This window comes from Gilliamella sp. Choc6-1 (assembly GCF_001690385.1).
GTDB classification, from domain to species: Bacteria; Pseudomonadota; Gammaproteobacteria; order Enterobacterales; family Orbaceae; genus Gilliamella; species Gilliamella apicola_A.
In genome coordinates this window covers 11,979-36,507 of record NZ_LZHI01000040.1, presented here as the reverse complement: position 1 = coordinate 36,507, position 24,529 = coordinate 11,979, and the positions used below count along the sequence as shown (strand labels likewise).

Annotated in this window: 23 protein-coding genes; 8 read left to right on the top strand and 15 right to left on the bottom strand. The window is 34.9% G+C overall.

Annotation, left to right across the window (positions count from 1 at the left end):
* Positions 1-191 precede the first annotated feature (191 nt).
* The 4 genes from A9G36_RS05890 (at position 192) to A9G36_RS05875 (ending at position 3,903) form a co-directional block, all read left to right on the top strand.
* Positions 192-854 (top strand): hypothetical protein, encoded by a 663-nt coding sequence (locus tag A9G36_RS05890; protein WP_065585501.1) that lies wholly within the window; start codon positions 192-194, stop codon positions 852-854.
* A gap of 230 nt (positions 855-1,084) precedes the next feature.
* The gene (locus A9G36_RS05885) at positions 1,085-1,357 is read left to right on the top strand and encodes a PAAR domain-containing protein (protein WP_034946668.1); all 273 of its coding nucleotides are present in this window, start codon (positions 1,085-1,087) and stop codon (positions 1,355-1,357) included.
* Positions 1,357-2,589, top strand: coding sequence for a hypothetical protein (locus A9G36_RS05880; protein ID WP_065585500.1), 1,233 nt, complete (start codon positions 1,357-1,359; stop codon positions 2,587-2,589). The genes A9G36_RS05885 and A9G36_RS05880 overlap by 1 nt, the downstream gene beginning before the upstream one ends.
* A gap of 393 nt (positions 2,590-2,982) precedes the next feature.
* Positions 2,983-3,903, top strand: coding sequence for an L-lactate dehydrogenase (locus A9G36_RS05875; protein WP_065573919.1), 921 nt, complete (start codon positions 2,983-2,985; stop codon positions 3,901-3,903).
* A gap of 157 nt (positions 3,904-4,060) precedes the next feature.
* Here the strand turns inward: A9G36_RS05875 and ilvA are convergent, their stop codons facing one another.
* The 5 genes from ilvA to ilvG all read right to left on the bottom strand — a co-directional run bounded on the left by ilvA (position 4,061) and on the right by ilvG (position 10,586).
* The gene (gene ilvA / locus A9G36_RS05870) at positions 4,061-5,596 is read right to left on the bottom strand and encodes a threonine ammonia-lyase, biosynthetic (RefSeq protein WP_065568984.1); all 1,536 of its coding nucleotides are present in this window, start codon (positions 5,594-5,596) and stop codon (positions 4,061-4,063) included.
* Between the two features lie 2 nt (positions 5,597-5,598).
* Entirely contained in the window at positions 5,599-7,449 is a 1,851-nt protein-coding gene (gene ilvD / locus A9G36_RS05865) for a dihydroxy-acid dehydratase (protein WP_065568983.1), read from the bottom strand.
* Positions 7,450-7,565: 116 nt separating this feature from the next.
* The gene (locus A9G36_RS05860; RefSeq protein WP_065585499.1) at positions 7,566-8,495 is read right to left on the bottom strand and encodes a branched-chain amino acid transaminase; all 930 of its coding nucleotides are present in this window, start codon (positions 8,493-8,495) and stop codon (positions 7,566-7,568) included.
* A gap of 165 nt (positions 8,496-8,660) precedes the next feature.
* Positions 8,661-8,891 (bottom strand): acetolactate synthase 2 small subunit, encoded by a 231-nt coding sequence (ilvM, locus tag A9G36_RS05855; RefSeq protein WP_065568982.1) that lies wholly within the window; start codon positions 8,889-8,891, stop codon positions 8,661-8,663.
* A 3-nt stretch (positions 8,892-8,894) separates the two neighbouring features.
* The gene (gene ilvG, locus A9G36_RS05850; protein ID WP_065585498.1) at positions 8,895-10,586 is read right to left on the bottom strand and encodes an acetolactate synthase 2 catalytic subunit; all 1,692 of its coding nucleotides are present in this window, start codon (positions 10,584-10,586) and stop codon (positions 8,895-8,897) included.
* 466 nt (positions 10,587-11,052) lie between these two features.
* On the opposite strand from ilvG, the gene A9G36_RS05845 reads away from it, so the two are divergent.
* The 3 genes from A9G36_RS05845 (at position 11,053) to A9G36_RS05835 (ending at position 13,495) form a co-directional block, all read left to right on the top strand.
* A complete protein-coding gene (locus A9G36_RS05845) occupies positions 11,053-11,517 on the top strand; it encodes a hypothetical protein (protein WP_065585497.1) in 465 nt (154 codons plus the stop codon).
* Positions 11,518-11,942: 425 nt separating this feature from the next.
* Positions 11,943-12,830 carry an SDR family oxidoreductase gene (locus tag A9G36_RS05840; protein WP_065568980.1) on the top strand — a complete coding sequence of 296 codons (888 nt, stop codon included), beginning with the start codon at positions 11,943-11,945 and terminating at the stop codon, positions 12,828-12,830.
* A 137-nt stretch (positions 12,831-12,967) separates the two neighbouring features.
* Positions 12,968-13,495 carry a hypothetical protein gene (locus A9G36_RS05835; RefSeq protein WP_065568979.1) on the top strand — a complete coding sequence of 176 codons (528 nt, stop codon included), beginning with the start codon at positions 12,968-12,970 and terminating at the stop codon, positions 13,493-13,495.
* A 127-nt stretch (positions 13,496-13,622) separates the two neighbouring features.
* On the opposite strand, the gene A9G36_RS05830 is transcribed toward A9G36_RS05835, so the two are convergent.
* The 6 genes from A9G36_RS05830 to A9G36_RS05805 all read right to left on the bottom strand — a co-directional run bounded on the left by A9G36_RS05830 (position 13,623) and on the right by A9G36_RS05805 (position 19,435).
* The gene (locus A9G36_RS05830) at positions 13,623-14,864 is read right to left on the bottom strand and encodes an MFS transporter (protein ID WP_034946641.1); all 1,242 of its coding nucleotides are present in this window, start codon (positions 14,862-14,864) and stop codon (positions 13,623-13,625) included.
* Between the two features lie 322 nt (positions 14,865-15,186).
* Positions 15,187-16,296 carry a ribosomal protein uL16 3-hydroxylase gene (locus tag A9G36_RS05825; RefSeq protein ID WP_065568978.1) on the bottom strand — a complete coding sequence of 370 codons (1,110 nt, stop codon included), beginning with the start codon at positions 16,294-16,296 and terminating at the stop codon, positions 15,187-15,189.
* Positions 16,289-17,071: a YchF/TatD family DNA exonuclease gene (locus A9G36_RS05820; protein WP_034946636.1), complete on the bottom strand. Its 783-nt coding sequence runs from the start codon at positions 17,069-17,071 to the stop codon at positions 16,289-16,291. The genes A9G36_RS05825 and A9G36_RS05820 overlap by 8 nt, the downstream gene beginning before the upstream one ends.
* 3 nt (positions 17,072-17,074) lie before the next feature.
* Complete coding sequence (gene lapB, locus A9G36_RS05815; protein ID WP_065568977.1) at positions 17,075-18,256, bottom strand: lipopolysaccharide assembly protein LapB; 1,182 nt, start codon at positions 18,254-18,256, stop codon at positions 17,075-17,077.
* An 11-nt stretch (positions 18,257-18,267) separates the two neighbouring features.
* Entirely contained in the window at positions 18,268-18,573 is a 306-nt protein-coding gene (locus tag A9G36_RS05810; RefSeq protein ID WP_034946630.1) for a LapA family protein, read from the bottom strand.
* A gap of 142 nt (positions 18,574-18,715) precedes the next feature.
* Positions 18,716-19,435, bottom strand: a complete 720-nt coding sequence (locus tag A9G36_RS05805) for a phosphatase PAP2 family protein (protein WP_065568976.1) — start codon at positions 19,433-19,435, stop codon at positions 18,716-18,718.
* 104 nt (positions 19,436-19,539) lie between these two features.
* Between A9G36_RS05805 and ribA the strand changes: the two genes are divergently transcribed.
* Positions 19,540-20,148 (top strand): GTP cyclohydrolase II, encoded by a 609-nt coding sequence (ribA, locus tag A9G36_RS05800; RefSeq protein ID WP_034946627.1) that lies wholly within the window; start codon positions 19,540-19,542, stop codon positions 20,146-20,148.
* Between the two features lie 142 nt (positions 20,149-20,290).
* Here ribA and A9G36_RS05795 read toward each other — a convergent pair whose 3' ends face one another.
* The 4 genes from A9G36_RS05795 to zipA form a co-directional block, all read right to left on the bottom strand.
* Positions 20,291-20,479, bottom strand: coding sequence for a 2-hydroxymuconate tautomerase (locus A9G36_RS05795; protein ID WP_065568975.1), 189 nt, complete (start codon positions 20,477-20,479; stop codon positions 20,291-20,293).
* Between the two features lie 8 nt (positions 20,480-20,487).
* Positions 20,488-21,003 (bottom strand): S-ribosylhomocysteine lyase, encoded by a 516-nt coding sequence (luxS, locus tag A9G36_RS05790; RefSeq protein ID WP_065568974.1) that lies wholly within the window; start codon positions 21,001-21,003, stop codon positions 20,488-20,490.
* 62 nt (positions 21,004-21,065) lie between these two features.
* Positions 21,066-23,096 carry an NAD-dependent DNA ligase LigA gene (gene ligA, locus A9G36_RS05785; RefSeq protein ID WP_442902654.1) on the bottom strand — a complete coding sequence of 677 codons (2,031 nt, stop codon included), beginning with the start codon at positions 23,094-23,096 and terminating at the stop codon, positions 21,066-21,068.
* 236 nt (positions 23,097-23,332) lie between these two features.
* A complete protein-coding gene (gene zipA, locus A9G36_RS05780; RefSeq protein WP_442902653.1) occupies positions 23,333-24,274 on the bottom strand; it encodes a cell division protein ZipA in 942 nt (313 codons plus the stop codon).
* Positions 24,275-24,529: the final 255 nt, after the last annotated feature.

Below are 24,529 nucleotides of genomic sequence, written 5' to 3'. Positions count from 1 at the left end.
AATAAGGGCTAGAAGTGGTAGTTATATTTTATAAAATTATTTTAATTCATTAGATTACTGTTAAGTTTAAGATTTGCGGGGTAAAAAAGTGTTTCCATACTTACTGTCATACCAATATACAGCTGAAACGAGTCATAAGCGGAAGCAGTGACAGAATCGATTAACAAATTTTAACTAACAGGTAATAACTGATGAAAACACAAATCAAAAAAGTCTTAATATTAGGTAGTAGTTTACTGATGTTATCGTTACTGACAGGGTGCGATTTTACCGATTATAAAACGCGAATTCAAAGGGAAAACGATATTAATAACCCAACAGGAAATAAAAAATCTTGCTTAAGGGTCGGTAAGGTTTATGAAGATATGTATCCTTATACTATTCACTATGTTGAAGGCGAAATTGATCCGAAAGAGCCTTATGATAAAGTAAAGCAAAATAGAAGATTGAACTTGAAGCTATCCCTCTATGCTAAAGAGGGATTATTTACCGAAGAGCTGGTTGGTCATGACGGCGATAAGCCCCTGTACCGTTATAATTTAACAGAGGAAGGGCGTAAATACGTAGATTGGTGGGGAGGCACTAACTTCTGCTTTGGTCGGGTTGTGGTTGATAGGATTACAGAGGTTGATAATCAACTTAAAGGTATGAGAATGGTGTCATTCCGTTACCATATGGAAAATGTGCCAAACTGGATAAAAAGCAAACAGATTTATAGTTTGTATCCTAATTTTGACGGTCTTGAAGATGTCGTAACAGGTAAGGATCTTGCCAGAGGGACTCATTATTATAATGTTAATGATTATGGTGAATTAAAGCTAAGAAGGGCTAAAAGTGGCGGTTATCTTTTATAAAATTATTTTAATTCATTAGGTTATCGATTTTTTTAAAAGTGATTTGTGCGTTCAATATTGGTTGGTTAAATTACTTTTAATAGGTTAAAACGTTAATTACAACAACAAGCAAAAGGATAATATATTAATATTGTATCTTGCTAATAAGGAGATGATTTGTACGATATGATATTTTGTATAAAATAGATTAATAGATTTTTATAAGTAAGAGAATTATAAAGGAAATAAAAATGAGTAAGTTAAAAGGGGTAATTCGTTTAGGGGATTCAACAGATCATGGTGGAAAGGTTATTACTGCATCGTCAACGATGAAGGTTTTAGGTAAACCCGTTGCTCGAGTAGGTGATTTAGTTAGTTGTCCTGTAAAATATCATGGTGTTAATCCAATCATTGAAGGTGAATCAACTATTACCGATCAAGGTCTACAAGTAGCTTTAGATGGTCATAAAAGTGCTTGTGGTTGTTCTTTAATATCATCAATATCAGAAGTAGGGAAAGGCTAATGTCTATAGATTTAACCTCACTGCCAAAGCTAATGCCCGAACCCAAAAAATTAAATTTAAGATTATGGGCGTTTTTGTTGGTTGCGTTCATATTTATTGGCGCTGTCATTACAGTAGCTACCAGTTTTTTTTATCGTATCCCAAATGCTCTATTTTTATCGGGGATTTTTGTTTTTCCTGTGCTTATTTGGGGTGGGCTTTTTTTGTACCGTTTTTATGCTCATAGTTATTGTAAAGCTTATAATAATGAATGGAATTTATATCGAGAACAACGCAAAGAGGAGATGATAAATGATGGGCAAAGAGGTTTATCCGTTTTAGGGTATTTGCTCGTTACACAATACGGTAAATTAGGCAATGCAGCAAATATCATTGATAACAAATTTTTAATGACATCGAAGCTACATCCTAAAAGTAGTATTGTTGTGCCTCATACCACTTTACCTATAAATGATGATTTAAAAAATGAAAATTTTAGTGATCGTTTACAATTGATATTTACAGACTGGGAAAAAGAAATCAAAGCTAAATTGGATCAAGTTCCAACCAATTTAAATTTGCATGTGCGATTATTTATAGATGCAGGTATTTCTGAGGAGCAAATTAATACGTTATGGACAAACACATTAGGAAAATTGGTTTCTAATCCAACTAGTTTGGTGATTGAAGCGCCAAGCCGTTCATCGACATTTATTGAATCATGGTTAGATGACAAAGAGCATGATAATGATTTACTGTTAGTGATAAATGCGCATATGTTTTTTTCTCCAGAGAAAAATCAAGGTGAATTTGCTTCATGGCTTTTGTTAGCGGGTGAAAAGGCAGATATTGGAGCTTTGTTGGATGATCAATCCTCATTAGTAAAAGTACACCGCAGTGAACAAACTTCGTCATTAAATCAAACTATTGATAATGCTTTATTATGGGGTAGCGCTAATAAAGCAACTTATGGCGATGTATGGTATAACGGTGTATCTTCAGTGTTAAAAAATGATATCGTTAATCATTTTAACCAAATTGAATTTAAGCCGCAAAATATGGTGAATGTTGAAAGTGCCATTGGCTATGCGGGACTTTGTTCATATTGGTTAGGTTTGTCTTTAGCTATTGAGAATGCTGTTAATTCTAAAAATAATCAGTTAATAGTTATAGGAAAACCAAAAGTTGCAGCTTCAGTAGTTTCATATTTGCAGAATAATATTACAAGCAGTAGCGATAATGGAAATGTCTAACTCAAGACAAATCACTACACAATCCAAATAAAAAATTTGGATTAACAGCTGAAGTTATTATCCTTGCTTAAGTGTGGTCAAGTGAGTTAATTGGCATAAAATATTTTGGTAGGGAGCCAAATCAAGTGATGACGACAAGGATGTGCGATATTTATGGTTCATCAAATGCCAATTAATCAAACGTGTGGAATCATGCGGTGATCAGCACTTGGGCAGCAGCACGCTTATCTTAATATCTATTTACAATAAAGATTCTATCCTAACAATCAGGATTTTATATCAATCAATGGATATTTACCTTGAATATCTAGAATTTTAAGCATATAAATAAAAATCTTTGAAATTAATTCGTTCCGAATTTTGATGTTTTAATTCTTATTAAGTGAGGTTGATATGAAGCTTCGTAAAGTGATGATTATCGGTGTTGGTAATGTTGGTTCAACAACGGCTTATACTTTGGTTAATCGGGGAATTTGTGAAGAAATTGCTCTTGTTGATCTCAATAAGGATTTGGTTTATGGGCATGCGCAAGATTTATTAGATGCCGCAGCTTATCGACAAAATATGGTTAAAGTTAGCTTACGCGAATCAGCTGATTGTGCTGATATTGATATCGCAATTATCACTGTTACCTCAAGCATTGCTCAAAAAAGTCGAGCAGAAGAACTTGCTGGAACCTCTAAAATCATTGATAGCATAGTTCCTAATATGATGAAGAATGGTTTTAAGGGGATATTTTTAATTGCAACCAATCCTTGCGATGCCATTACATATCAAGTCTGGAAACTATCTGGCTTACCTCGTCACCGAGTGATTGGTACAGGGGTATGGCTTGATACGGTACGTTTGCGTCGATTATTGGGCGAAAAAATGGATATTGGTCCACAAAGCATTGATGCTTTTATTGTCGGTGAACATGGTGATTCACAATTTCCGGTTTGGTCTCATTCATCAGTTTATGGTATTAATCTTAATCGTTTAGACAAAAACAAAATTGATTTTGATGATATTGGTTTAAAAGCTAAAAATAAAGGTTTTGAAATTGTTAATTATAAACAATGTACTGAATATGGTATTGCCAGCACCATTACAGAAATCTGCCAGCATATTTTTACTAATAGCCATCGAGCTTTGGCTTTAAGCTGTATTTTAAATGGTGAATATGGTTATAAAGATGTTGCTATTGGTGTTCCTGCAATTTTAGATCAACATGGAATTAAAAAAATTATAGAACTCGACTTTACCGAAAACGAAAAACAGCTTTTTGAAAAAAGTATTAATATTATTAAAGGTTATATTCATCAAATTAAATAACGGATAGTAAAAATATGCTAATACCTTTTATTATAAGGCGCTAGGAGTGTTTGGGGGCGGTAGGGTTTCGGACGTGATTGCAGTAGCTGTTTTTAGCTTTAAATTTAATACGCCCGAAACTTAACTAAATTAATCAATCTTACTGTTTTATTTAACCTTAATTTGTTAAAAACAATTTAAGCGATGGGTTATACGTTTCGTTATGAAACGCATAACCTAATTCGGTTAAGTGTTGGTTAAACAGGTTAATGGTTGATTCGGCTATTTCAAACGCGGCAAGTACACGACCATAATCGGTACCGTGGCTACGATAGTGGAACATTGATATATTCCAATTAGTGCCTAACGTTTGTAAGAATTTTAGTAGTGCTCCTTGCGATTCAGGGAACTCAAAACTGTATACTTGTTCTTGAAGTGGTTTGCAAGGCTTGCCACCAATCATGTAGCGTACGTGAAGTTTTGCCATTTCATCTTCAGTAAGATCAACAACAGGGTAATTTGCAGCAGTGAGTTCTTGCATGATTTCATCTTTTTCGTTACTTTTTGCGATTTTAACACCCACAAAAATACAAGCTGATTTTTCATCATGATAGCGGTAGTTAAATTCGGTCACAGCTCGCCCACCTAATAGCTGGCAGAAATTTAAAAAACTGCCTTTCTTTTCTGGGATGGTGACGGCTAATAACACTTCACGTTTTTCGCCTAATTCACAACGTTCTGATACATAGCGTAAGTTGTGGAAGTTTAAATTCGCTCCTGATAATATGTGAGCAAGGCTTTCGCCACTGATGTTGTGCTGTTCTACGTATTTTTTTAGCCCTGCTAGTGCTACTGCGCCAGATGGTTCAGCTATTGCACGCACATCGTCAAATAAGTCTTTCACTGCTGCGCAAATTTCGTCGCTATCCACGGTAATAATATCATCAATATATTGTTGGCAAAGTCTGAATGTTTCATCGCCAATTCGTTTGACTGCAACGCCTTCAGCAAAGAGTCCGACACGCTCTAAATCAATAGGGTGACCTGCTTCTAATGCAGCTTTTAAGCAAGCTGAGTCTTTAGGCTCAACCGCAATAACTTTGATTGATGGCATGATTTGTTTGATTAATACTGCAATGCCTGCGGCAAGCCCACCACCACCAACAGGTACAAAGATTCGGTCTAGTTTGGCATTTTGTTGTAATAGTTCCATAGCAATACTGCCTTGCCCAGCAATTACTAGTGGATGATCAAATGGTGGAATGAAGATGCGATTTTGTTCTTTAGCCAGTTCCATTGCTTTGGCTTTGGCTTCGTCAAAATTGGCGCCATAAAGTAATACTTCACCCCCAAAACTTTTTACAGCTTCAACTTTGATATCCGCTGTGGTAAGAGGCATAACAATTAAGGAGTTAATACCTAATTTGCTTGCTGAAAAAGCCACACCTTGCGCATGGTTACCTGCTGATGCAGCAATAACGCCGCATTTGCGTTCTTCTTCACTTAAGCTGGCTATCATGGCTTGTGCACCACGAATTTTAAAGCTGTGGACGAGCTGGCGATCTTCGCGTTTGACAAAAACTTGATTGTGTATTCTTGCCGATATTTTTTCCATTTTTTCAAGTGGCGTTACTTCTGCCACATCGTATACGGCGCTACAAAGCGTTGCTTTTAAATAATCTGCACCGGTAAGTTGAGTATTTTCTTGTTTCACAATTAGCCACCTAATTTACTTTTATCTCGTACGGCACCTTTGTCTGCGCTTGTTGCTAAACTGGCGTAAGCTTTAAGCGCAAAAGAGACGTAACGATCTCGATTATGAGGGGTAAATGCTTTTTCACCTCGTTCTAGTTCTGCAATTCGTCGGCGTTCAAGTTCAGAAGTTGGGACATCTAGTACTAATTTACGATTTGGGATATCAATATCAATAATATCGCCATCACGAACAAGACCTATAACGCCGCCATTTGCTGCTTCTGGAGAAATATGACCGATCGATAAGCCAGAAGAACCACCAGAAAATCGTCCGTCAGTAATGAGTGCACATTTTTTGCCTAGCCCCATGGATTTTAAATAACTGGTTGGGTAGAGCATTTCTTGCATACCCGGTCCGCCTTTTGGTCCTTCATAAATGATGACAACCACATCGCCTGCTTCTACTTTACCGCCTAATATGCCATCAACCGCATCTTCTTGGCTTTCAAATACTTTTGCAGGCCCTCGGAAAATTAAATTTTCAGCGGCAACGCCTGCAGTCTTAACAATTGCGCCATCTTGAGCAACATTGCCATAGAGTGTTGCAAGTCCACCGTCTTGACTATAGGCGTGAGCTTTATCACGAATACAACCGTTTACACGGTCATCGTCAAGTGAATCCCAATAACAATCTTGTGAAAAAGCTTTAGTGGTGCGAATGCCTGCAGGTCCACTACGATACATTTTTTTTACTGCTTCGTCAGTAGTTTGAGTTATGTCGTATTTGGTGAAAGTTTCTTGTAATGTTAGTCCTAGAACGTTGTGTACATTGCGATTTAGTAGTCCGGCTTTATCCAGTTCAGACATAATTGACACAACGCCACCAGCTCGGTGAACATCTTCCATATGATATTGCGCAGTACTTGGTGCTACTTTACATAAATGTGGAACTTTACGCGATAATCTATCGATATCTGACATGGTAAAGTCGATTTCGCCTTCTTGTGCAGTGGCTAACAAATGTAATACGGTGTTGGTCGAGCCACCCATAGCAATATCTAACGACATAGCATTTTCATATGCCGCTTTTGTTGCAATAGATCGTGGTAGGTAAGATGCATCATCATGTTCATAATAACGTTTGGTGATTTCAACAATGCGTTTAGCTGCATTTAAAAAGAGTTGTTCACGTTGTTTGTGAGTGGCGATAAGTGAGCCATTGCCTGGTAATGAAAGCCCTAATGCTTCGGTTAAGCAGTTCATGGAGTTAGCCGTAAACATGCCAGAGCAAGATCCACATGTTGGGCAGGCTGATTCTTCGATGGCTTTGCTATCAGCATCACTTACATTCGGGTTAGCGCTTTGAATCATGGCGTCAACTAAGTCTAATTTAATGATTTGGTCAGATAGTTTAGTTTTGCCAGCTTCCATTGGTCCACCTGAGACAAAAATAGTTGGGATGTTTAAACGCAGCGATGCCATTAACATACCCGGGGTGATTTTGTCACAGTTTGAGATGCAGATCATGGCATCGGCACAATGTGCATTAACCATATACTCGACAGAGTCAGCAATGAGTTCTCTTGAAGGAAGTGAGTAAAGCATTCCACCATGTCCCATGGCAATACCATCATCAACTGCGATTGTATTGAACTCTTTGGCTATACCACCCGATGCTTCAATTTGTTTGGCGACTAGCTGTCCAATGTCTTTTAGGTGGACATGTCCTGGTACGAATTGAGTAAATGAGTTAACCACAGCTATGATAGGTTTACCAAAGTCTTCATTTTTAACGCCAGTTGCACGCCATAATGCGCGGGCTCCTGCCATATTCCTTCCTTCGATGGAAGTGGCTGATCGATATTTAGGCATTTATTGCTCCCAATTTTTTTATGCAAGCGACTGATATTTATTGGTACATAATTTTATTAAATAAATTATTTTTTAACCCATTTTCTGCCGAGCTAGCCGGCAGGTTTGGGAACTTTTTATTTAACTGGATCTAACCATCCGTATTTATCTTCAGTTTTACCGTTAAATAAACCGAAGAATGTTTGTTGGATTTGTTTGGTGATTGGACCACAACGACCAATGCCAACTTGAATGCGGTCAACGCTACGTACTGGTGTAATTTCAGCTGCAGTGCCTGTCATAAATACTTCGTCAGCTAGATAAAGTGATTCGCGTGATAATGTTTGCTCGCGTACTTCTATGCCAATGTCACGTGCTAGTGTTAGCACTGCATCACGGGTAATACCTGGTAGCGCAGAAGACGATAGAACAGGGGTATATAAAATGCCATCTTTTATGATAAATAGGTTTTCGCCCGCACCTTCTGATAGGTGACCATGTACATCTAACGCAATACCTTCTTGAAAGCCATTGGCTCTTGCTTCAGATCCGATTAATAATGACGACAAATAGTTACCGCCCGCTTTAGCTGCTGCGGGAATGGTGTTTGATGCAACCCGATGCCACGATGAAACCATGGCATCAATACCTTGATCTAAAGCTTCTTCACCAAGATAGGCACCCCATGGAAATGCAGCTATCATGACATCGGTTTGATAACCAGCAGGCGGGTTTACTCCCATGCCGACATCCCCTACAAAAACAAGTGGGCGAATATACGCACTTTTTAAATTATTTTTTTTGATAGTTTGGCGAGTTGCTTCCATAATTTCTTCAAGAGAATAAGAAACAGGAAAACGATAAATTTTGGCTGAATTTAATAGTCTTTGTGCATGTTCTTTGTGGCGAAAAATAGCAGGACCTTTATGTGTATTGTAACAGCGGACGCCTTCGAAAACGGATGTACCATAATGCAACGCATGTGACATTACATGTACTTTTGCATTAGCCCATGGAACCATTTCGCCATTAAACCAAATATAATCAGATTTTGCTGTAGAACCCATTTTTTATTCCTCTTTGATTTTACTTTTTGTTAAGCTTGTATTTGCGCTATATCTTTAATATTAACGGTCAAATATGTACTATAGTTTTAAGTTTGTTTAACATCTAATACTTTGATTAGCACCAATTTAACTAGTTGTTATAAATAATGATTGCCTGTTAAATGATTATGCTTCAATTGATATCACATCCACTAATTTAGCAACTTGATTTTGTAATGTTGATATCGATCTCTCTGTTGCAAGTGTTAATGATAAAATGAATGTATGATTATCAATTGTGTGCATTTGCATTTTTTTTATATGTCCACCACGATGACGAATAACTCGTAAGATACGTTCAAGTGTTCCTAATTTATTATCCGCTTTTATGGTCAATTGATATGGTGTTTCACTCATCGCTTACTCCTTACTACTTTTATCTAGCATATTTTCATTAGCTGCACCGGGGGGAACTAATGGCCAAACGTTTTCTAATTCATCAATACGTACATGTAAGAGATATGCGCTCGATGAATTGAATAGATTATTTAGTGCTTCTTCAATTTCTGATTTTTTGTAGATAGTTTGCCCCGGAATATCAAACGCTTTGGCTAACATGATAAAGTCTGGGTTATCTGATAAGTTGGTTTCGCTATACCTTTCATTAAAAAATAATTCTTGCCATTGACGAACCATGCCCAAACGTTGGTTATCAATTAAAATTATTTTTATCGGTAGGTGTTTGCGTTTAATTGTGGTGAGCTCTTGGACATTCATCATGAAAGAGCCATCTCCGGATATGCAAATAACACAATCATTTGGTCTTGCCATTTGAGCCCCAATAGCTGCAGGCAGTCCAAATCCCATCGTTCCAAGACCACTTGATGTAATAAAGTTTTGTGGATGATTAAAATGCATGTGTTGGGCTGTCCACATTTGATGTTGTCCAACATCTGTTGTGATAATGGTGTTTGCTGATTTACGCTCTGAAATTGTTTTTAATAATGCTGGAGCATAAATCGCTTCTCCAGGGTGATCATAACGCGTTGGATGACTAGATTTTAATTTGTCTATCCTTTTGTGCCATGCTTCAATCGATACTTTTTGGTGAAGTTGTGGAAGCACTTGTTTTATATCACCTTGTAGTCCCAAATGGGTTTGGCGTAGTTTATTAATTTCGGCTTGGTCGATATCGATATGAATCACTTTAGCATGGCGTGCAAATTCATTAAGGTTACCTGTTACTCGGTCATCAAAACGTACACCTAATGCAATTAATAAATCACATTCCTGCACTGCTAGGTTAGCCGCTTTTGAGCCGTGCATGCCGATTAATCCTAAGTAATATGGGTTATTAATATCTGCAACACCTAAACCTTTTAAGGTTGAAACGCTCGGAATTTGCGTTAATTCCATGAAATCCTTTAATTCGGTAATCGCACCTGAAAGCCCAACACCACCACCAATATATAGCATTGGTTTTTGGGCTTGAGCCATCATCTTTTGGGCTAGTGTTATTTCATCATGCGAGATAGAAATTTGTTTATCGAACTTAAGTGAAGTTTGGTTAAAATGAGGTTTTAAGAAAGAAGGTGATAAATGTTGTTGGTAATCTAAGTCTGCTAATTGTATGTCTTTTGGTATATCAATTAATATTGGTCCTGGTCTGCCTGAGTTGGCTATATAAAACGCCTCTTCTAAGGCATTGGGCAAGTTTTGTGGTTTATCTATTAAGTAGCTGTGTTTGGTACAGGCTAGCGATAAACCTAAAACGTCGACCTCTTGAAAGGCATCGGTGCCAATTAGTTTATTGGGTACTTGACCTGTTATGGCAATAATAGGAACAGAATCGATTAAAGCATCTGCTAGTCCTGTAATGATGTTGGTTGCTCCTGGACCAGAAGTGGCAATGCATACGCTTATTTTGCCTGTGGCACGTGCGTAACCAATAGCGGCCATTGCCGCACCTTGTTCATGACGACAAAGTACATGTTCAATTCCACCATCATAAAGCGCATCATATAGAGGCATAATTTGTCCACCAGGATACCCAAAAACGGTGGTAATGCCTTTTTCTTTCAAGGTTTTTACTATCCACTGTGTTCCTAACATTTATTCCTCGCTTGTTCTATTCAATTATGTATTGGCTATAAAAAAACCCCCGCTTTTTTGGGGCGGGGGTTTTGGGTTATGTGTTAACCTTTTTTAACTCAAAAACGCCCCTGCGCAGGAATAATGACCACGCTGATAATAGTAATGAGGGCGATGTTGAGTAGAAAATTCATAATAATTTGTTCTATTTTTTATTATTTTTAAAACAGTGTTCTAATAAAATACTCGCTTTAAAAAAAAGTGCAACATTTTTATTGTGTTTCTAATAATTTACTGAATGTAACTTAAAAAATTTAATTTTGCATAAGTTTTATATCAATTTTAATCAATTAAAGTATAATTTTTAAGTGGTATTTTGTTAGATATTGATGTATAAATGTTGTTCAATTGCAGTTCAAAGCTATCAATGGTTAATTTTATAAACACTGCTAAAAGAACCAGCTATCAGATATTGAAAGGGCTAAATATGAAAAGGTGGAAGGTAACAGCTTTACTTACATTGATTTGTATTTTAGTGGGTTGTGATAATTCTTCTAAAACGACATCAAGCAATTCAAAAAATATTAAATCCGATTCATCTAGTCACAATAATGATGTTGATGTTTCTCAATATTCTGTTATTAATCCAGTGAAAAAAAACTTACCAATAGAAATTGATGATTTGACAACCTTGTTTGATATTTTTGCCGAAAAAAATAGGATTAACTATCAATATAGGGTTAAAAATACACCAACTCAAGCTTTATTATTGCCTAGCACACTTGAAACTATACGTAATAATTTACTTTCAGATTATTGCCGAGATACCCCTGAAATAAAGACGTTAAAAAATATTTTTCCTAATGGCGCGAATTATCATTATTATGTTGATAATGAAGAAGTCATTATTGTTGAGTTGAAATTATCGGATTGCCAAGCTAAGACTAAGTAGATTTTTAATCTAAAAATAGTAATGTGATTGCTTTTTTATGAATTTAACCATCTTTAATATGACAGTATAAGTTTATAATTTTTAGTGCCCTAATTGGTTATAAACTGGCTAACTCTACGTTTATTTGATACACTATTGTCGGTGCAAGATTATGCAACACCAATGGTTTGGTATTATATGAATTATTGACCTCACCAAGCCAATCAAGGAAAGCCACCGTAATTACTTATTGAATCTTTAATTATATTGAATTTACACAAGTTTATATTTGATTAAAGTTTTGGTTTTTTACACAACTATTCGACACTCTTTATTCAAAATATTTTTAGGATTAATTGTTATATAGCAACAAGGTTTTACTATTAATTGATGTTATTTAAGTTTTATTGGGTTTAAAACATATATGCCTAACTTAGGAGAAAATTATGAGTAAACAAACCTGTAATCCACTTACAAAATATTATCATGATAAATTTCCGAAACAGAAACAAGCTGCACCAGGGTTACAATGTGAAATGGACCCAGTACCAGATTGTGGCGAGAAAAGCTATCAAGGGCATCAGCGATTAGAAGGTAAAAAGATGCTTGTTACTGGTGGCGATTCAGGTATTGGTCGAGCAGCGGCGATTGCTTATGCAAAAGAAGGGGCTGATGTCGCTATTAATTATCATCCTGATGAGCAAAAAGATGCTGAGGATGTGGCTAAAATTATTGAGAAGGCAGGACGTAAAGCTGTTTTGATTCCTGGTGATTTGAGTGATGAAGCTTTTTGTAAAAAAATGGTGGATGAAGCACATAATAAACTTGGGGGATTAGATAATCTGACTTTAGTTGCCGGCAAACAAACCTCTGTTGCAGATATTATGGACTTAACTACCGAGCAAATTAGGAAAACTTTCGAAATTAATGTATTTTCACTATTTTGGACAACTAAAGCTGCGTTAGGTTATTTGAAACCTGGATCGACTATTATTACGACCTCATCTGTTCAAGCTTTCCAACCTGGTGCAAGTTTATTAGATTATGCAGCGACTAAATCGGCCATTATTGCATTTACAAAAGGTCTAGCAAAACAAATAGCGAGTAAGGGTATTAGAGCAAACATTGTCGCACCTGGTCCTGTCTGGACGCCATTACAAATTTGTGGTGGTCAACCTAGTGACGCCATTCCTGAATTTGGTAAAGAAACGCCTTTAAAACGTGCAGGGCAGCCTGTTGAACTTGCTGGTGTTTATGTGCATTTAGCCTCAAGTGAGTCGAGCTACACTACGGCTGAAACCTATGGTGTGACAGGTGGTGAGCATACTAACTAATGAAATCATAACTAATATTTTCAATAAAAGGGTTTATTAAAGCGCTTTTATTAATGTTTTTTTTTAAATCAACGTTCTATTATGTATTAATTATAATAGCAACACTATTTTTACTCATTATAAACAAAGGCAGAATAATGAAAACTTTAAAAGTAATTTCTTTGGCAATTGTGGGGGTTTTTTTAGTTAATTGTGATAATTCTGGAAAGACTATGGGGGATCTTCAACAAAAAATTGAACAAACTGGATCAGATATGGGCAATAAAGCTAATGATTTATATGCACAAGCAAAATTAGAAACTCAAGAAGCGTTAGATAAGCTAAAAGAGGGTAACTATGGTGTTGCTCAGGATATGATTATTAAAGGTATTAAACAACAATTGCCAATGAATACAGATCAAAATACAACGTTAGTTGATATATCAAAAGAAAATAATACAATTAATTATAAATATGTAGTTAAAAATATAAATAATGATACGTTGCAATCAGACAATAATAAAAATTCATTATTGAGTAATTTAAAATCTTATTATTGTGGTAATGATATAATTGTAAAAGGGATAAGATTGGCCTTTCCTGATGGTTCCAACTATAACTATTTTATCAATGATGAGAAAGTGTTAACTTTAAATTTAAAGCCGAGCGATTGTGAGGCTCGATAAATCTTAATCTGCTTTCTAAGCTAATAAATAATTTACGTTATGATTATCAAGGAAAGTAATAGATAGAAAAACAGGGCGTTAAGTCCTGTTTTTCATTTACAATTTGATAAGGTAGAAATTTTTTGTATTAATCTAGAGCTTTACCTTTGGTTTCTGGAATTAAAAAGACAAAAGCAGCCGCTGAAAGTAGGTAAGCTGCTGAAAGTAATGCAAGAGCATAGCTAATAGAATAAATGGTTGCGAGATAAGCAATTAGGACTTGTGAAACACCTGCAATACCACGACCAGTATTAAAAATAATATTTTCCGCACTTGAACGTGCATCGGTCGGATAATGTTCAGCAAGCAAAGCTCCATAGCCGCCCATCATACCATTGACGAAAAAGCCAATAACAGATCCAAATATGATTAATATTGTCATATTGGTTTGTTGAAAATAAAACCATATGGATATGGTTGAGATTAAAAGGAATACGATATAAGAAGGTCGACGTCCAAATTTATCACATAACCAACCAAAAATTAAGATACCTAAGGACATACCAATTGTTGTTGAGATTGTCCAAAACATGGTGTTTTTAAATTCTAATTTTAGCTCGGAAGCTATCATATTTGGCATCCAAACCATGAGCCCATAAAATCCGAAGTTTTGTACTGCACACGCTATTGTTAATCCGATTGTTGTCGCAGTTGTTTTTGGCGAACTAAACAGTTTATTAATAGCAATTTTATTTTTGTTTTGATCTTTTAAATTTTGCCAAATTTCTGGTTCTTTCAGTCCGTTACGTGTCCACGCCACAAATAGTGCTGGTAACACACCTACAGCAAAGGCCCAACGCCACCCATAAAATTCACCAATAAAATTAACTGTTAAAGTGGCAAGAATAATGCCAGCTTGAAAGCCTAATGCAACGATGGAGGTTGCTCTTGATCGTTTGTTTTTAGGCCAGCTTTCTGAAACCAGTGTCATACCGATACCAAATTCGCCACCAAGTCCAAGCCCACTTAAAAATCGAAAGATTAAGAAGCTTTCATAATTAGGTGCAATAGCACATAGTCCAGTAAATAGGGAAAAGATTAAAATGGTCCATGAAAAGACTCTAACTCGACCATATTTGTCTGCAAGGATACCAAATAAAATACCACCCAGTACAGCTCCAAGCAATGTGACGGATGTTAAAGTACCCAAATCGGTATTAGATAAATTAAAGGTAGTAGAAATTAGGCTAAAACAAACACCTAAGATCATCATATCCATGCCATCTAATGCGTAACCGACAGTAGATGCAAAAAGCGTTCTTTTTTGATATGGGGTTGTTTGTTCGCTTTCATTTTTAACTTGCTTGAATGAGTTTGCTTCAGCTTTCATGTGTACCTCTAGTTATTTAAATAAATAGTTGCTTAAAATACGCGTTTTTTATGTTTAATCTTTGTTTAGACGGTAGCTAATTTAAAGCGGGGCAAGTATATACTTAAAACTTATAAAAATCCAACTTAAAGACCCAAACAACCTTTTTATAAATAAAAAGGTTGTTTGTAGTTAAAGATCCCCACGTTATGAGCAACTATTTTTATTCATTTGTGGCATTACAAAAGCGAAAAATCTCAATTATTTATTGAGTACTAAAAGTTTGTTTTATAGTCAGATATTAACCAAATATGTTAACTTTTATGAAGATAACATACTATTTTTAATCAATAAAATACCAATATCCTTTATTGACAAGTTTAAGCATAGTGTTTAGTACGTTTTTATCTTGTAATTGTTCGTAACTCAAAATTTCAGTTTCGCATAAAATATCAATCATTGGCTTAGGTAAATTTATTTTTTCTCCATGAATATAGCCAGATTCACCAATTTTAAACATTCGAATGCTTGGTACTCGACACAATTTTGCGCCAGTTTGTAACATTGACTGAAATTCATCATATTCGTATGGGGGGTCAACAGAAACGATGTTAAGTTCATGCATTGGTAAAGTGATGTGTTTGCCAAACCAATCATTAAATAGGTTCGGTGTTTTGACCAAGTCAATGATTTGATCTTGCAATTTGGCTAATTCATAAGGCTGAATTTGATAAGGATCTTTAGGTAATTTTAAATCTGGATCTTGATAAAAAATACCATTAGGCAAGTTATCAATAATGTAGTCTGCAAAACCACTTAGTAGCTCTTGTGAAGTTTGCGTTCTAAAACCAACCGAATAACTTAATGATTCGCCAATCGATATACCATTATGTGGATAGCCAATTGGGATATATAAAATATCACCCGCTACGATTTCTTCATCAATGATGGGATGGTATTTTTCAACATGCAATAACGCTTTATGAGCGTTAAATTGCTTATAATTTGGGTTTCGATCACCAACTTGCCAACGTCTGCATCCCTTACCTTGGATAATAAAAACATCATAATTATCAATATGAGGACCAACTCCAGCCCCTTTAGTGGCATAAGAAACCATTAAATCTTCAAATTGCCATTGGGGTATGCACTTAAAGGGTTCTAGTAAAGTGGCTGCTTGTTCGTGCCAATGATCAACAGCTTGTACTAATAAACTCCAATGATCTTCACCTAAACGGCTAAAATCAGTGAAAGGACCAAATTTGGCATCCCATTTACCATTTTTGTTGGTAACGATCCGGCTTTCGATCTCTTCCTCCATTGCCAATCCAGCAAGTTCGTCGGGGGTAATAGGGTCAATAAAATGCTTAAAAGCATTACGTAAAATAACCGGTTTTTTTTGCCAGTAATTTTTTAAAAAATTATCCCAGTCTATGGTTAATTTATTACTCATTTAATTTCCCCTGTAAATTAAATAACTGACAAAAGTTATTGGTTGTTTGCTGAGCAATAATATCTAGCGTTACGCCTTTTAAAATAGATAAATAGTTAGCAACTTCCCGTACGTAAGCTGGTTGGTTTTCTTTTCCTCGGTAAGGTACGGGTGCCAAATAAGGTGAGTCCGTTTCAACCAAAATTCGGTCAATTGGTACATATTTTGCAACTTCGCGTAAAGCTTCAGCATTTTTAAAGGTGATAATGCCAGAAAAAGAAATATAAAAACCGATATCTAATAATTGTTTAGCTGTGTCAATATCTTCGGTGAAACAGTGTAATACACCAGAGTGGACATGCTCTTCTTTTAGTATTTTTAAGGTATCTTGTTTGGAGCTGCGTGTATGGACAATAATGGGTTTACTTAATTTTCTACCTAAGCGTATGTGCTCTTTAAAAATAGTTTGTTGTAATTCTATATTGTCTTGCTGGTAATAATAATCAAGCCCCGTTTCGCCAAGTGCTACGACATTATCTTGTCTTGCTAAAGTTTCAAAACGATTTGCATCGTATTGTTCATCGTCAAGGTTAAGTGGATGAATACCGCAAGAAAGAGAACATTGTTTTTGATAAGGTGTGAGCAGTTGCCTCATTGACTCATAACCTGATAGGGTTGTTGCTACGCTTAGACAATGTTTAACATCATTTTTGAGTGCATCTTGTAACACTTTATCGATAGATCTTGTACTTAAGTTTAAACTATCTAAATGACAGTGTGAATCAATTAAAAACATATATTACTCTTTATTTGAATGTTGTTCAAAATCACGAACAGGTTTGATGGTCGACCAAGAACGGCAAGCCGGACATAACCAATAAATAGAGTTAACTGTGAATCCACATTTTTGGCAGCGATAATTTGGTACCGCTTTTATTTGTTCTCCTACCATATTACGTAAAAGTAATAAACTTTCTCTTGCTTTACCTTGTTCTGCATCTGCTACATGATAATCCATTAATCGATAAAATCCTTTTAAATTAGGATGTTTAATGAGTTCTCGATACATGTAATATTGTGCCGCATCAAGCCCTTTTTGTTTTTCAATAATATCTGCAAACATGAGCTCAGCTACACTACCAGTGTCTTGTTCAACACATTGTTGTAAAAATTGTTGAAATTCATATTGATTATCAAGCTGTTGATAACAATCTTTTAGTAATGGTAATGCTTCACCAATGAATGCTTTGTCCTGATGTAAAATTTGTTGAAATGATTCGATCGCTTGTTCAGTTTTATTTTGTACCATAAGTACTCTTCCCAACATGAGTGATGTTCGTGCACATGTGGAGTCAGCAGACGCTGATTTTTGTAAAAAAACATAAGCTTTGTCTAAATCTTCATTTGCCATTGCTAAGGATGCTAACTCACAATAAAATTGAGCTATATCTGTTTTATATTTAATATTGCCTAATTTAACCAGTTTTGTTGCTGCATTGATGGCACTTATCCATTCACTAGTTGATTGGTAAATAGTGATAAGTTGTTGTAAAGCGTGTTGTTGAAAGTCTTCTTCATCAATTAATTGTAAAAACATGCCTTCAGCACGATCGTATAGGCCGGCTATCATATAGTCTCTGCCTAATTGCTGAATAGCTAATAATCGCTGATCGAAGGTTAATGAAGAACTTTCCATCAAAGCTTGATGAATGCGTATCGCTCTATCCACCTCGCCCCGAGATCGAAATAAATTTCCTAACGTTAGATGTGCTTCAAGTGTGCCTTCATCTTCTTTTAACATGTCTAAGAATAGATCGACAGCTTTGTCTTTTTGATTCGATAAAAGAAAATTAAGACCATCGACATATTCACGTGATAATCGATTCGATTGAGCTAAATATTTTTGTTTTGCATTTCTGTCACCCATATACCAGCCATATGCAGCGGCAATAGGAAGCAATAGAAATAACAGTTCAAACATAATCTCTTTTCTTAATCGATTTTTGTTAATTGTGTTTTTTGATGATTTGCTAAATCTTCATCATATTTTTTTTGTAATTTATTCAATTTACGTTTAGTCGATGAGTGTTGTAATTTTGATTTGAGAAAAAATATACCTGTTACAAACCAACCTACAATGAAACCAGAACCAAATAAAATTCCGAGTAAAACAGATATGCGTACTTCTGATTTTGCGACTAAATAATTAAATGTTACAACCTGATCATTGGCTGCTCCTAGTGCTATAGATATGGCAAAAATGGCAATTATCAATAGAACCAATATAATTAATTTCATAACGTTGACCTTTCTATTTTTATCTGAACATCTTTTTTATTAATGGTTTATTTATATATTTCTGCATTTATTTTTATAAAGCAGTGTTAAAAGCTGGTCTTTAATAAAATTCTCGCTGAATTTTGAATCATTTTTCTTAAAGTTATTTCTCTACTATATGATATTTTCGGGCATAAAAACAGCAGATTAATGAAATACTCCAAGCTATTATAATGCCGAGTGCTAAATCTTCTGGTCTATGCATACCAAGCAATAAGCGACTTATTTCAATTAACCCCGTCCATAGAATGATAATTGATACAACAATATAATGACGTTTAAAACCAAATAATGTTATTGCTAAAAAAGCAAATGTCGCTGCAAATAACGTATGTCCAGAAGGGAATGAATAGCCCGTTTCGTCCTGCCAATGTTTAGCGAGCCAGCTAGGAATTATTGGTGAGTCATTTAATGTTTTTTCAATGAGTACTTTTCTTTCCGGTTTCGGTAGAGAGTAAAAAAACTTGTCATTGATGTTATATTCTTTTGCCATCCACAATACGTAAGGTCTTGCTTTAGTTGTTTGATTTTTTATCATGGATTTAATTACTTGTCCAATAAATAGTGCAGTTACTAAAATCAAACTTAACGATATTATATTTTTTATGGATTTATTAGGTAATAATAGGCAAAATAGTATCAATAAAAAGACCGAGGTAATTAAAGCCCAGTAAATACTTGCTGTTTCTGTTACCCAGAAAAAATATTCTGATGTAATATTTAAACTATTTGGCTGCCAATGCCAATTTATGACTATAATAGTAAGTGGCACAATTAAAAAAATAGCTAATACTGCTATTGTTTTTTTGATAACTAACCTCATTTTAAAACTCAATTAAGCATTATGTGCTGTCTATTTTAGCATAGATGGTTATCTATTTTTAAGAGGATACCACATCTATGTTTTTATTTAATACGGAGATAATAATGCAATTAAGACATATTGCACAAGCTAAATTACCAACACCGTGGGGATGTTTTACGATTGCTGGATTTGAAGAAATTGCAACAAGTAAAGATCATGTTGCATTAATATTTGGTGATATTACAGAACCTGTTCCGATTCTTACGAGAATTCATTCAGAGTGTTTAACCGGAGATGCGTTGTTTAGTTTACGTTGTGATTGTGGTTTTCAACTTGAAGCAGCATTAAAGCAAATTGCAAAAGAAGGGAAAGGTATTCTAATTTATCATCGCCAAGAAGGACGTAATATTGGTTTGCTCAATAAAATTAGAGCTTATGCACTACAAGATAAAGGGCTTGATACTGTTGAAGCAAATGAGCAATTGGGTTTTGCTGCAGATGAGCGAGATTTTACATTGTGTGCAGATATATTGACTTTGTTAGGCGTGACACAAATACGATTATTAACTAATAATCCAGAAAAAATAAGAGTTCTTGAGCAAGCTGGCATTCAAATTACCGAGAGAGTGCCTTTAGAAGTTGGTGAAAATCCAAATAATGAGCATTATTTGGAAACCAAAGTAAACAAAATGGGGCATTTACTTCATTTGCACCACTGTAATCATGAATAATTATTGATTATTAAGGCTTACCTCAAAATATATAAAGTATTTTGAGGTTATAGCAATGTTGTTATGTAATAAAAATGTAGTCATTATTTGATAGATTAAAAGGCATTGTTTTTATCAAAACAATATATAAATACCTTTTGGGTTATTTTTTATCACAACGTAATATGCCGCCATTGGCGATTTGATCTTGCGATATTTCATGCATAATGATTTGGACTGCTTCACGTTTGCAATTTAATGTTTCAACAATGGCATCTGTGACACGCTTTGCCATCTCTCTTTTTTGTTCTACTGTGCGACCTTCTAAAAAATCGATAACAACGTTTGGCATAAAAACTCCTAGTACTTTATTTGAGCAAGCTGATCTTCGGTTAATGCAATATCTTTATTTTGACATACGTTTATATTGCTTTGAATAATTTTTTTAGCAATTGCTTTTGCCTCTTCAAGTGAATGCATTTTATAAGTGCCACATTGATATTCATTAAGCTCTGGGATTTCTTTTTGTGATTTTACTTTTAAAACGTCATTCATTGATTTTTGCCATGCTTCAATTACCAATGATTCATCAGGCATGCCTATTAAAGACATGTAAAATCCAGTACGGCATCCCATTGGGGAAATATCAATAATTTCAACTTTATCACTATTGAGATGCTCTCTCATAAATCCAGCAAAAAGATGTTCAAGGGTATGGATTCCTTTTTCGGGTAGCAGATCTTTGTTTGGAATGGTAAAACGTAAATCAAATACCGTTATATTATCGCCTTTTGGGGTTACTATGGTTTTAGCAATTCGTACAAAGGGCGCTTTCATTTTGGTATGATCAACTTTAAAACTATCTAATAATGGCATTATTTTCTCCTTAAGATTGGATTGTTAGATATTTTTTATAATCTAACAATTCCAAAATATACTTATTTATCTAATAAATCTAACATTTGTTGTTCATCAATAACTTTGATACCTAGCTCTTGAGCTTTATCTAATTTTGATCCTGCAGCTTTACCAGCAATAACTAAATCAGTGTTTTTCGATACGCTACCGGTTACTTTTGCGCCTAGTTGTTTTAATTTTTCTTTTACTTCATCGCGAGTTAAAACCGATAAAGTACCTGTTAGAACAATGGTTTTTCCGGAAAAAGGGGAATTGGCTCCAGTCATTTGTGCTTGTGGATCAACATTTTGCCAATGAATACCAATTTCGTCACTTGTTAGCTGTTCAATTATATTACGATTATGCGGTTCTTGAAAAAAGTCTACAATACTTTCGGCAATCACTATGCCAATATCATTAACCAATTGTAATTGTTCAAGTGTAGCATTTTCTATAGCGAGTAAATTACCAAAATGATTAACGAGATTTTCGGCTGTCACTTCACCTACGTTGGGTATGCCAAGAGCGAAAATAAAACGGCTTAATGTTGTGTTTTTAGATGTATTTAACGCATTAATTAAGTTATTAGCTGATTTTTCCCCTACTTTGTCTAAAGAGCAGAGTATAGGTACTGTAAGTTTATAGAGATCGGCTGGGGTTTTGACGTAACATTTATCAACTAATTGTTCAATAAGTTTATCGCCCATACCGTCAACATTCATCGCTCGACGAGAAATAAAATGTTTTAATGCTTCTTTACGTTGCGCAGGACAGATTAATCCACCTGCACATCGAGAAATAGCTTGACCTTCATCTCTAACAACAAGTGAATCACAAATAGGGCAGTGAGTGGGAAAAATTATCGCTTTGGTATCAGCAGGTCTTTTATCTAATAGTACCGAAACAATTTTTGGAATAACATCGCCAGCCCGGCGAATTGATACATAATCTCCTTCGCGTACACCTAATCTTTCTATTTCATCACTATTATGCAAAGTTGCATTACTGACAATCACCCCTGCTACTGAGACAGGCTCAAGTCTTGCAACAGGTGTGATTGCCCCTGTGCGCCCAACTTGAAAGTCTACTTTCTTTAATTGTGTGACTTCTTCTTGAGCAGGGAATTTAAATGCGGTTGCCCAACGAGGAGCTCGAGCAACAAAACCAAGTTTGTTTTGTAATGCAATACTATTGACTTTGATAACCACACCATCGATATCAAAATCTAATGACATGCGTTCTTCACCAATTTGTTTGAAATAATCTAACGCCGCTTTTGCACCTTGACGTAGTTGTACTTTGTCACTGATAGGTAAACCCCAAGTTTTAAATTGCATTAAACGTGCATAGTGTGTATCAGGTAATGGAGTTCCTTCTATGATTCCTACGCCATAACATAAAAAGGTTAATGGTCTTTTAGCGGTTATTTTAGGATCTAATTGTCTTAATGAACCTGCAGCAGCATTACGAGGATTAGCAAATATTTTTTCATTCCGTTTTACAGCATCGGCATTTAGCTTGGCAAAGCCTTTGTGTGTCATAAATACTTCACCGCGTACTTCCAATCGATTGGGGATATTTTTGCCTTTTAATACCAAGGGTATGGTTTTAATGGTTCTAACGTTTGTAGTTATATCTTCACCAGTGGTTCCATCTCCACGTGTTGCTGCGCGGACAAGATGACCTTTTTCGTATAGTAAACTGACAGCTAAACCATCTAATTTGAGTTCACAACAATATTCGATAGATTCATTTTCACTTAAGCGCAAACGATCTTTTATACGTTTATTAAATGCAATAAAACTTTGTTCATCAAAAACATTATCAAGTGAAAGCATTGGCAGTTCATGTTTTATGGATGCAAATTGTGATAAAGGTGAACCACCAACACGTTGGGTTGGAGAATCTGGCGTGATAAGTTCTGGATATAATTGTTCTAATGTTTGAAGTTGTTTAATAAGTTTATCGTATTCGGCATCAGGTATCTCTGGTGCATCTAACACATAGTAACAATATTCATGATGCCTAATCACATCACGTAAAGTTGTTAATTCTTTTGTTGTTTGTTGTATTGATATTAAACTGTTTGTTGCGTTTTCAGATTTATTTGATAGTGACATGATAATAGGCTCTTAAAATTAAAATGTGATATAGGAAATATCATTACACACATATCGCGTTAGCTTTATTAGATGTTATTTTTTAAAAAATATTTAAATTTTATTTACAAGTTGTACAACATGCAGACTATTGCCAACAACATAAGTTGGTGGCAATAGTGTTAAGAGATTTGTTAAAATATTGTTGTTTAAATTTCGTTACAAGCTTTTTTAATACGTTCTTTATAGCTATCAATTTTTTGTGGGGTTAACATATGTTGTTTATCATCCAATACTACACCGTCCACATCATCAGCAATACGTTGTGCTGTTTGTAACATTAATTTAAAGTTTTGTTGATTGTTACCTTGAGTTGGCGCAATCATAAAAATTGATACACCAGGGGTTGTAAATTCGTGCATTGTTTCAGGATCTAAATGCCCAGGATTAATCATATTCGCTAAACTAAACAAAACAGGACCGTTTCCGGCTGGATCAACATGGCGATGAAAAATTCTCATATCACCAAATTGAAAACCTGATTGCATAATACTAGCTAACAACACATCACCTTGTAACAATTTGCCATTTATACCTGTGACATTTAAAACAATAATTTCAGTTTTACTTTCTTCAGGATTTAGATTTAATTTTTCAGATGTATTATTTTTTATAGATAAGTCTGTTTTTGCCGTTTCTTTATTAGGCTGGTTTTTATTGACTTCATTTTTAAAATTTTTATTAGATTCAGCTTTTTCACTACACCTTGTTTGTGGTGGATTAGCAACTGGTTCCTTGTCGAAAAGATCACTATGAACGCTGATTACAGGATCAGAAGTAAATTCTGTTTTAGTATCATTATTATTAGTAAAGAGATCTTCTTGTTGTGGAATAGGTTCTTTTTCAACTTCTTTAGATGTTTTTTCAATATTAATTGTATTTTTTGTTTTGATTAATACCACATCATCTTCTTCAGCTTCATTGATATAAAGATTCTCTTGCTGTTGAGTATTGGGCATAACTTTGTTTTTCTTATCAGAATCAAAGAGAGAAGAACGTTCTTTTTTATTAATCCAAAATCCATGTATCAATAATGCAATTATGACCAAGGATGCAATAACAATTAGAACAATACGTAAATTATCCATAATAACCATCTCAGAATTTAAATTAATATCGACTCATCTTATTCAATAATATTTTGAATAAAAATGATTACGGCGTAAAACAATGCAAAATTTTAATCATTTATTTGTAAATTAAATAATTTTTTATTGGATAACAGTACATAGATGCGTTGTATTATACCATTATCATTTTATATAAGATACTTTTTGCACCTCAAATCAACCGAAATATAATACTTTATTTCCAAGAAGAATCCTATTTATCAATACAAATTTTTT

Coding starts and splice junctions, on each gene's coding strand:
- A9G36_RS05890 (WP_065585501.1), top strand. CDS start 192: ATGAAAACACAAATCAAAAAAGTCTTAATATTAGGTAGTAGTTTACTG.
- A9G36_RS05885 (WP_034946668.1), top strand. CDS start 1,085: ATGAGTAAGTTAAAAGGGGTAATTCGTTTAGGGGATTCAACAGATCAT.
- A9G36_RS05880 (WP_065585500.1), top strand. CDS start 1,357: ATGTCTATAGATTTAACCTCACTGCCAAAGCTAATGCCCGAACCCAAA.
- A9G36_RS05875 (WP_065573919.1), top strand. CDS start 2,983: ATGAAGCTTCGTAAAGTGATGATTATCGGTGTTGGTAATGTTGGTTCA.
- ilvD (WP_065568983.1), bottom strand. CDS start 7,449: ATGCCTAAATATCGATCAGCCACTTCCATCGAAGGAAGGAATATGGCA.
- A9G36_RS05860 (WP_065585499.1), bottom strand. CDS start 8,495: ATGGGTTCTACAGCAAAATCTGATTATATTTGGTTTAATGGCGAAATG.
- ilvM (WP_065568982.1), bottom strand. CDS start 8,891: ATGAGTGAAACACCATATCAATTGACCATAAAAGCGGATAATAAATTA.
- ilvG (WP_065585498.1), bottom strand. CDS start 10,586: ATGTTAGGAACACAGTGGATAGTAAAAACCTTGAAAGAAAAAGGCATT.
- A9G36_RS05845 (WP_065585497.1), top strand. CDS start 11,053: ATGAAAAGGTGGAAGGTAACAGCTTTACTTACATTGATTTGTATTTTA.
- A9G36_RS05840 (WP_065568980.1), top strand. CDS start 11,943: ATGAGTAAACAAACCTGTAATCCACTTACAAAATATTATCATGATAAA.
- A9G36_RS05835 (WP_065568979.1), top strand. CDS start 12,968: ATGAAAACTTTAAAAGTAATTTCTTTGGCAATTGTGGGGGTTTTTTTA.
- A9G36_RS05830 (WP_034946641.1), bottom strand. CDS start 14,864: ATGAAAGCTGAAGCAAACTCATTCAAGCAAGTTAAAAATGAAAGCGAA.
- A9G36_RS05825 (WP_065568978.1), bottom strand. CDS start 16,296: ATGAGTAATAAATTAACCATAGACTGGGATAATTTTTTAAAAAATTAC.
- A9G36_RS05820 (WP_034946636.1), bottom strand. CDS start 17,071: ATGTTTTTAATTGATTCACACTGTCATTTAGATAGTTTAAACTTAAGT.
- lapB (WP_065568977.1), bottom strand. CDS start 18,256: ATGTTTGAACTGTTATTTCTATTGCTTCCTATTGCCGCTGCATATGGC.
- A9G36_RS05810 (WP_034946630.1), bottom strand. CDS start 18,573: ATGAAATTAATTATATTGGTTCTATTGATAATTGCCATTTTTGCCATA.
- A9G36_RS05805 (WP_065568976.1), bottom strand. CDS start 19,435: ATGAGGTTAGTTATCAAAAAAACAATAGCAGTATTAGCTATTTTTTTA.
- ribA (WP_034946627.1), top strand. CDS start 19,540: ATGCAATTAAGACATATTGCACAAGCTAAATTACCAACACCGTGGGGA.
- A9G36_RS05795 (WP_065568975.1), bottom strand. CDS start 20,479: ATGCCAAACGTTGTTATCGATTTTTTAGAAGGTCGCACAGTAGAACAA.
- luxS (WP_065568974.1), bottom strand. CDS start 21,003: ATGCCATTATTAGATAGTTTTAAAGTTGATCATACCAAAATGAAAGCG.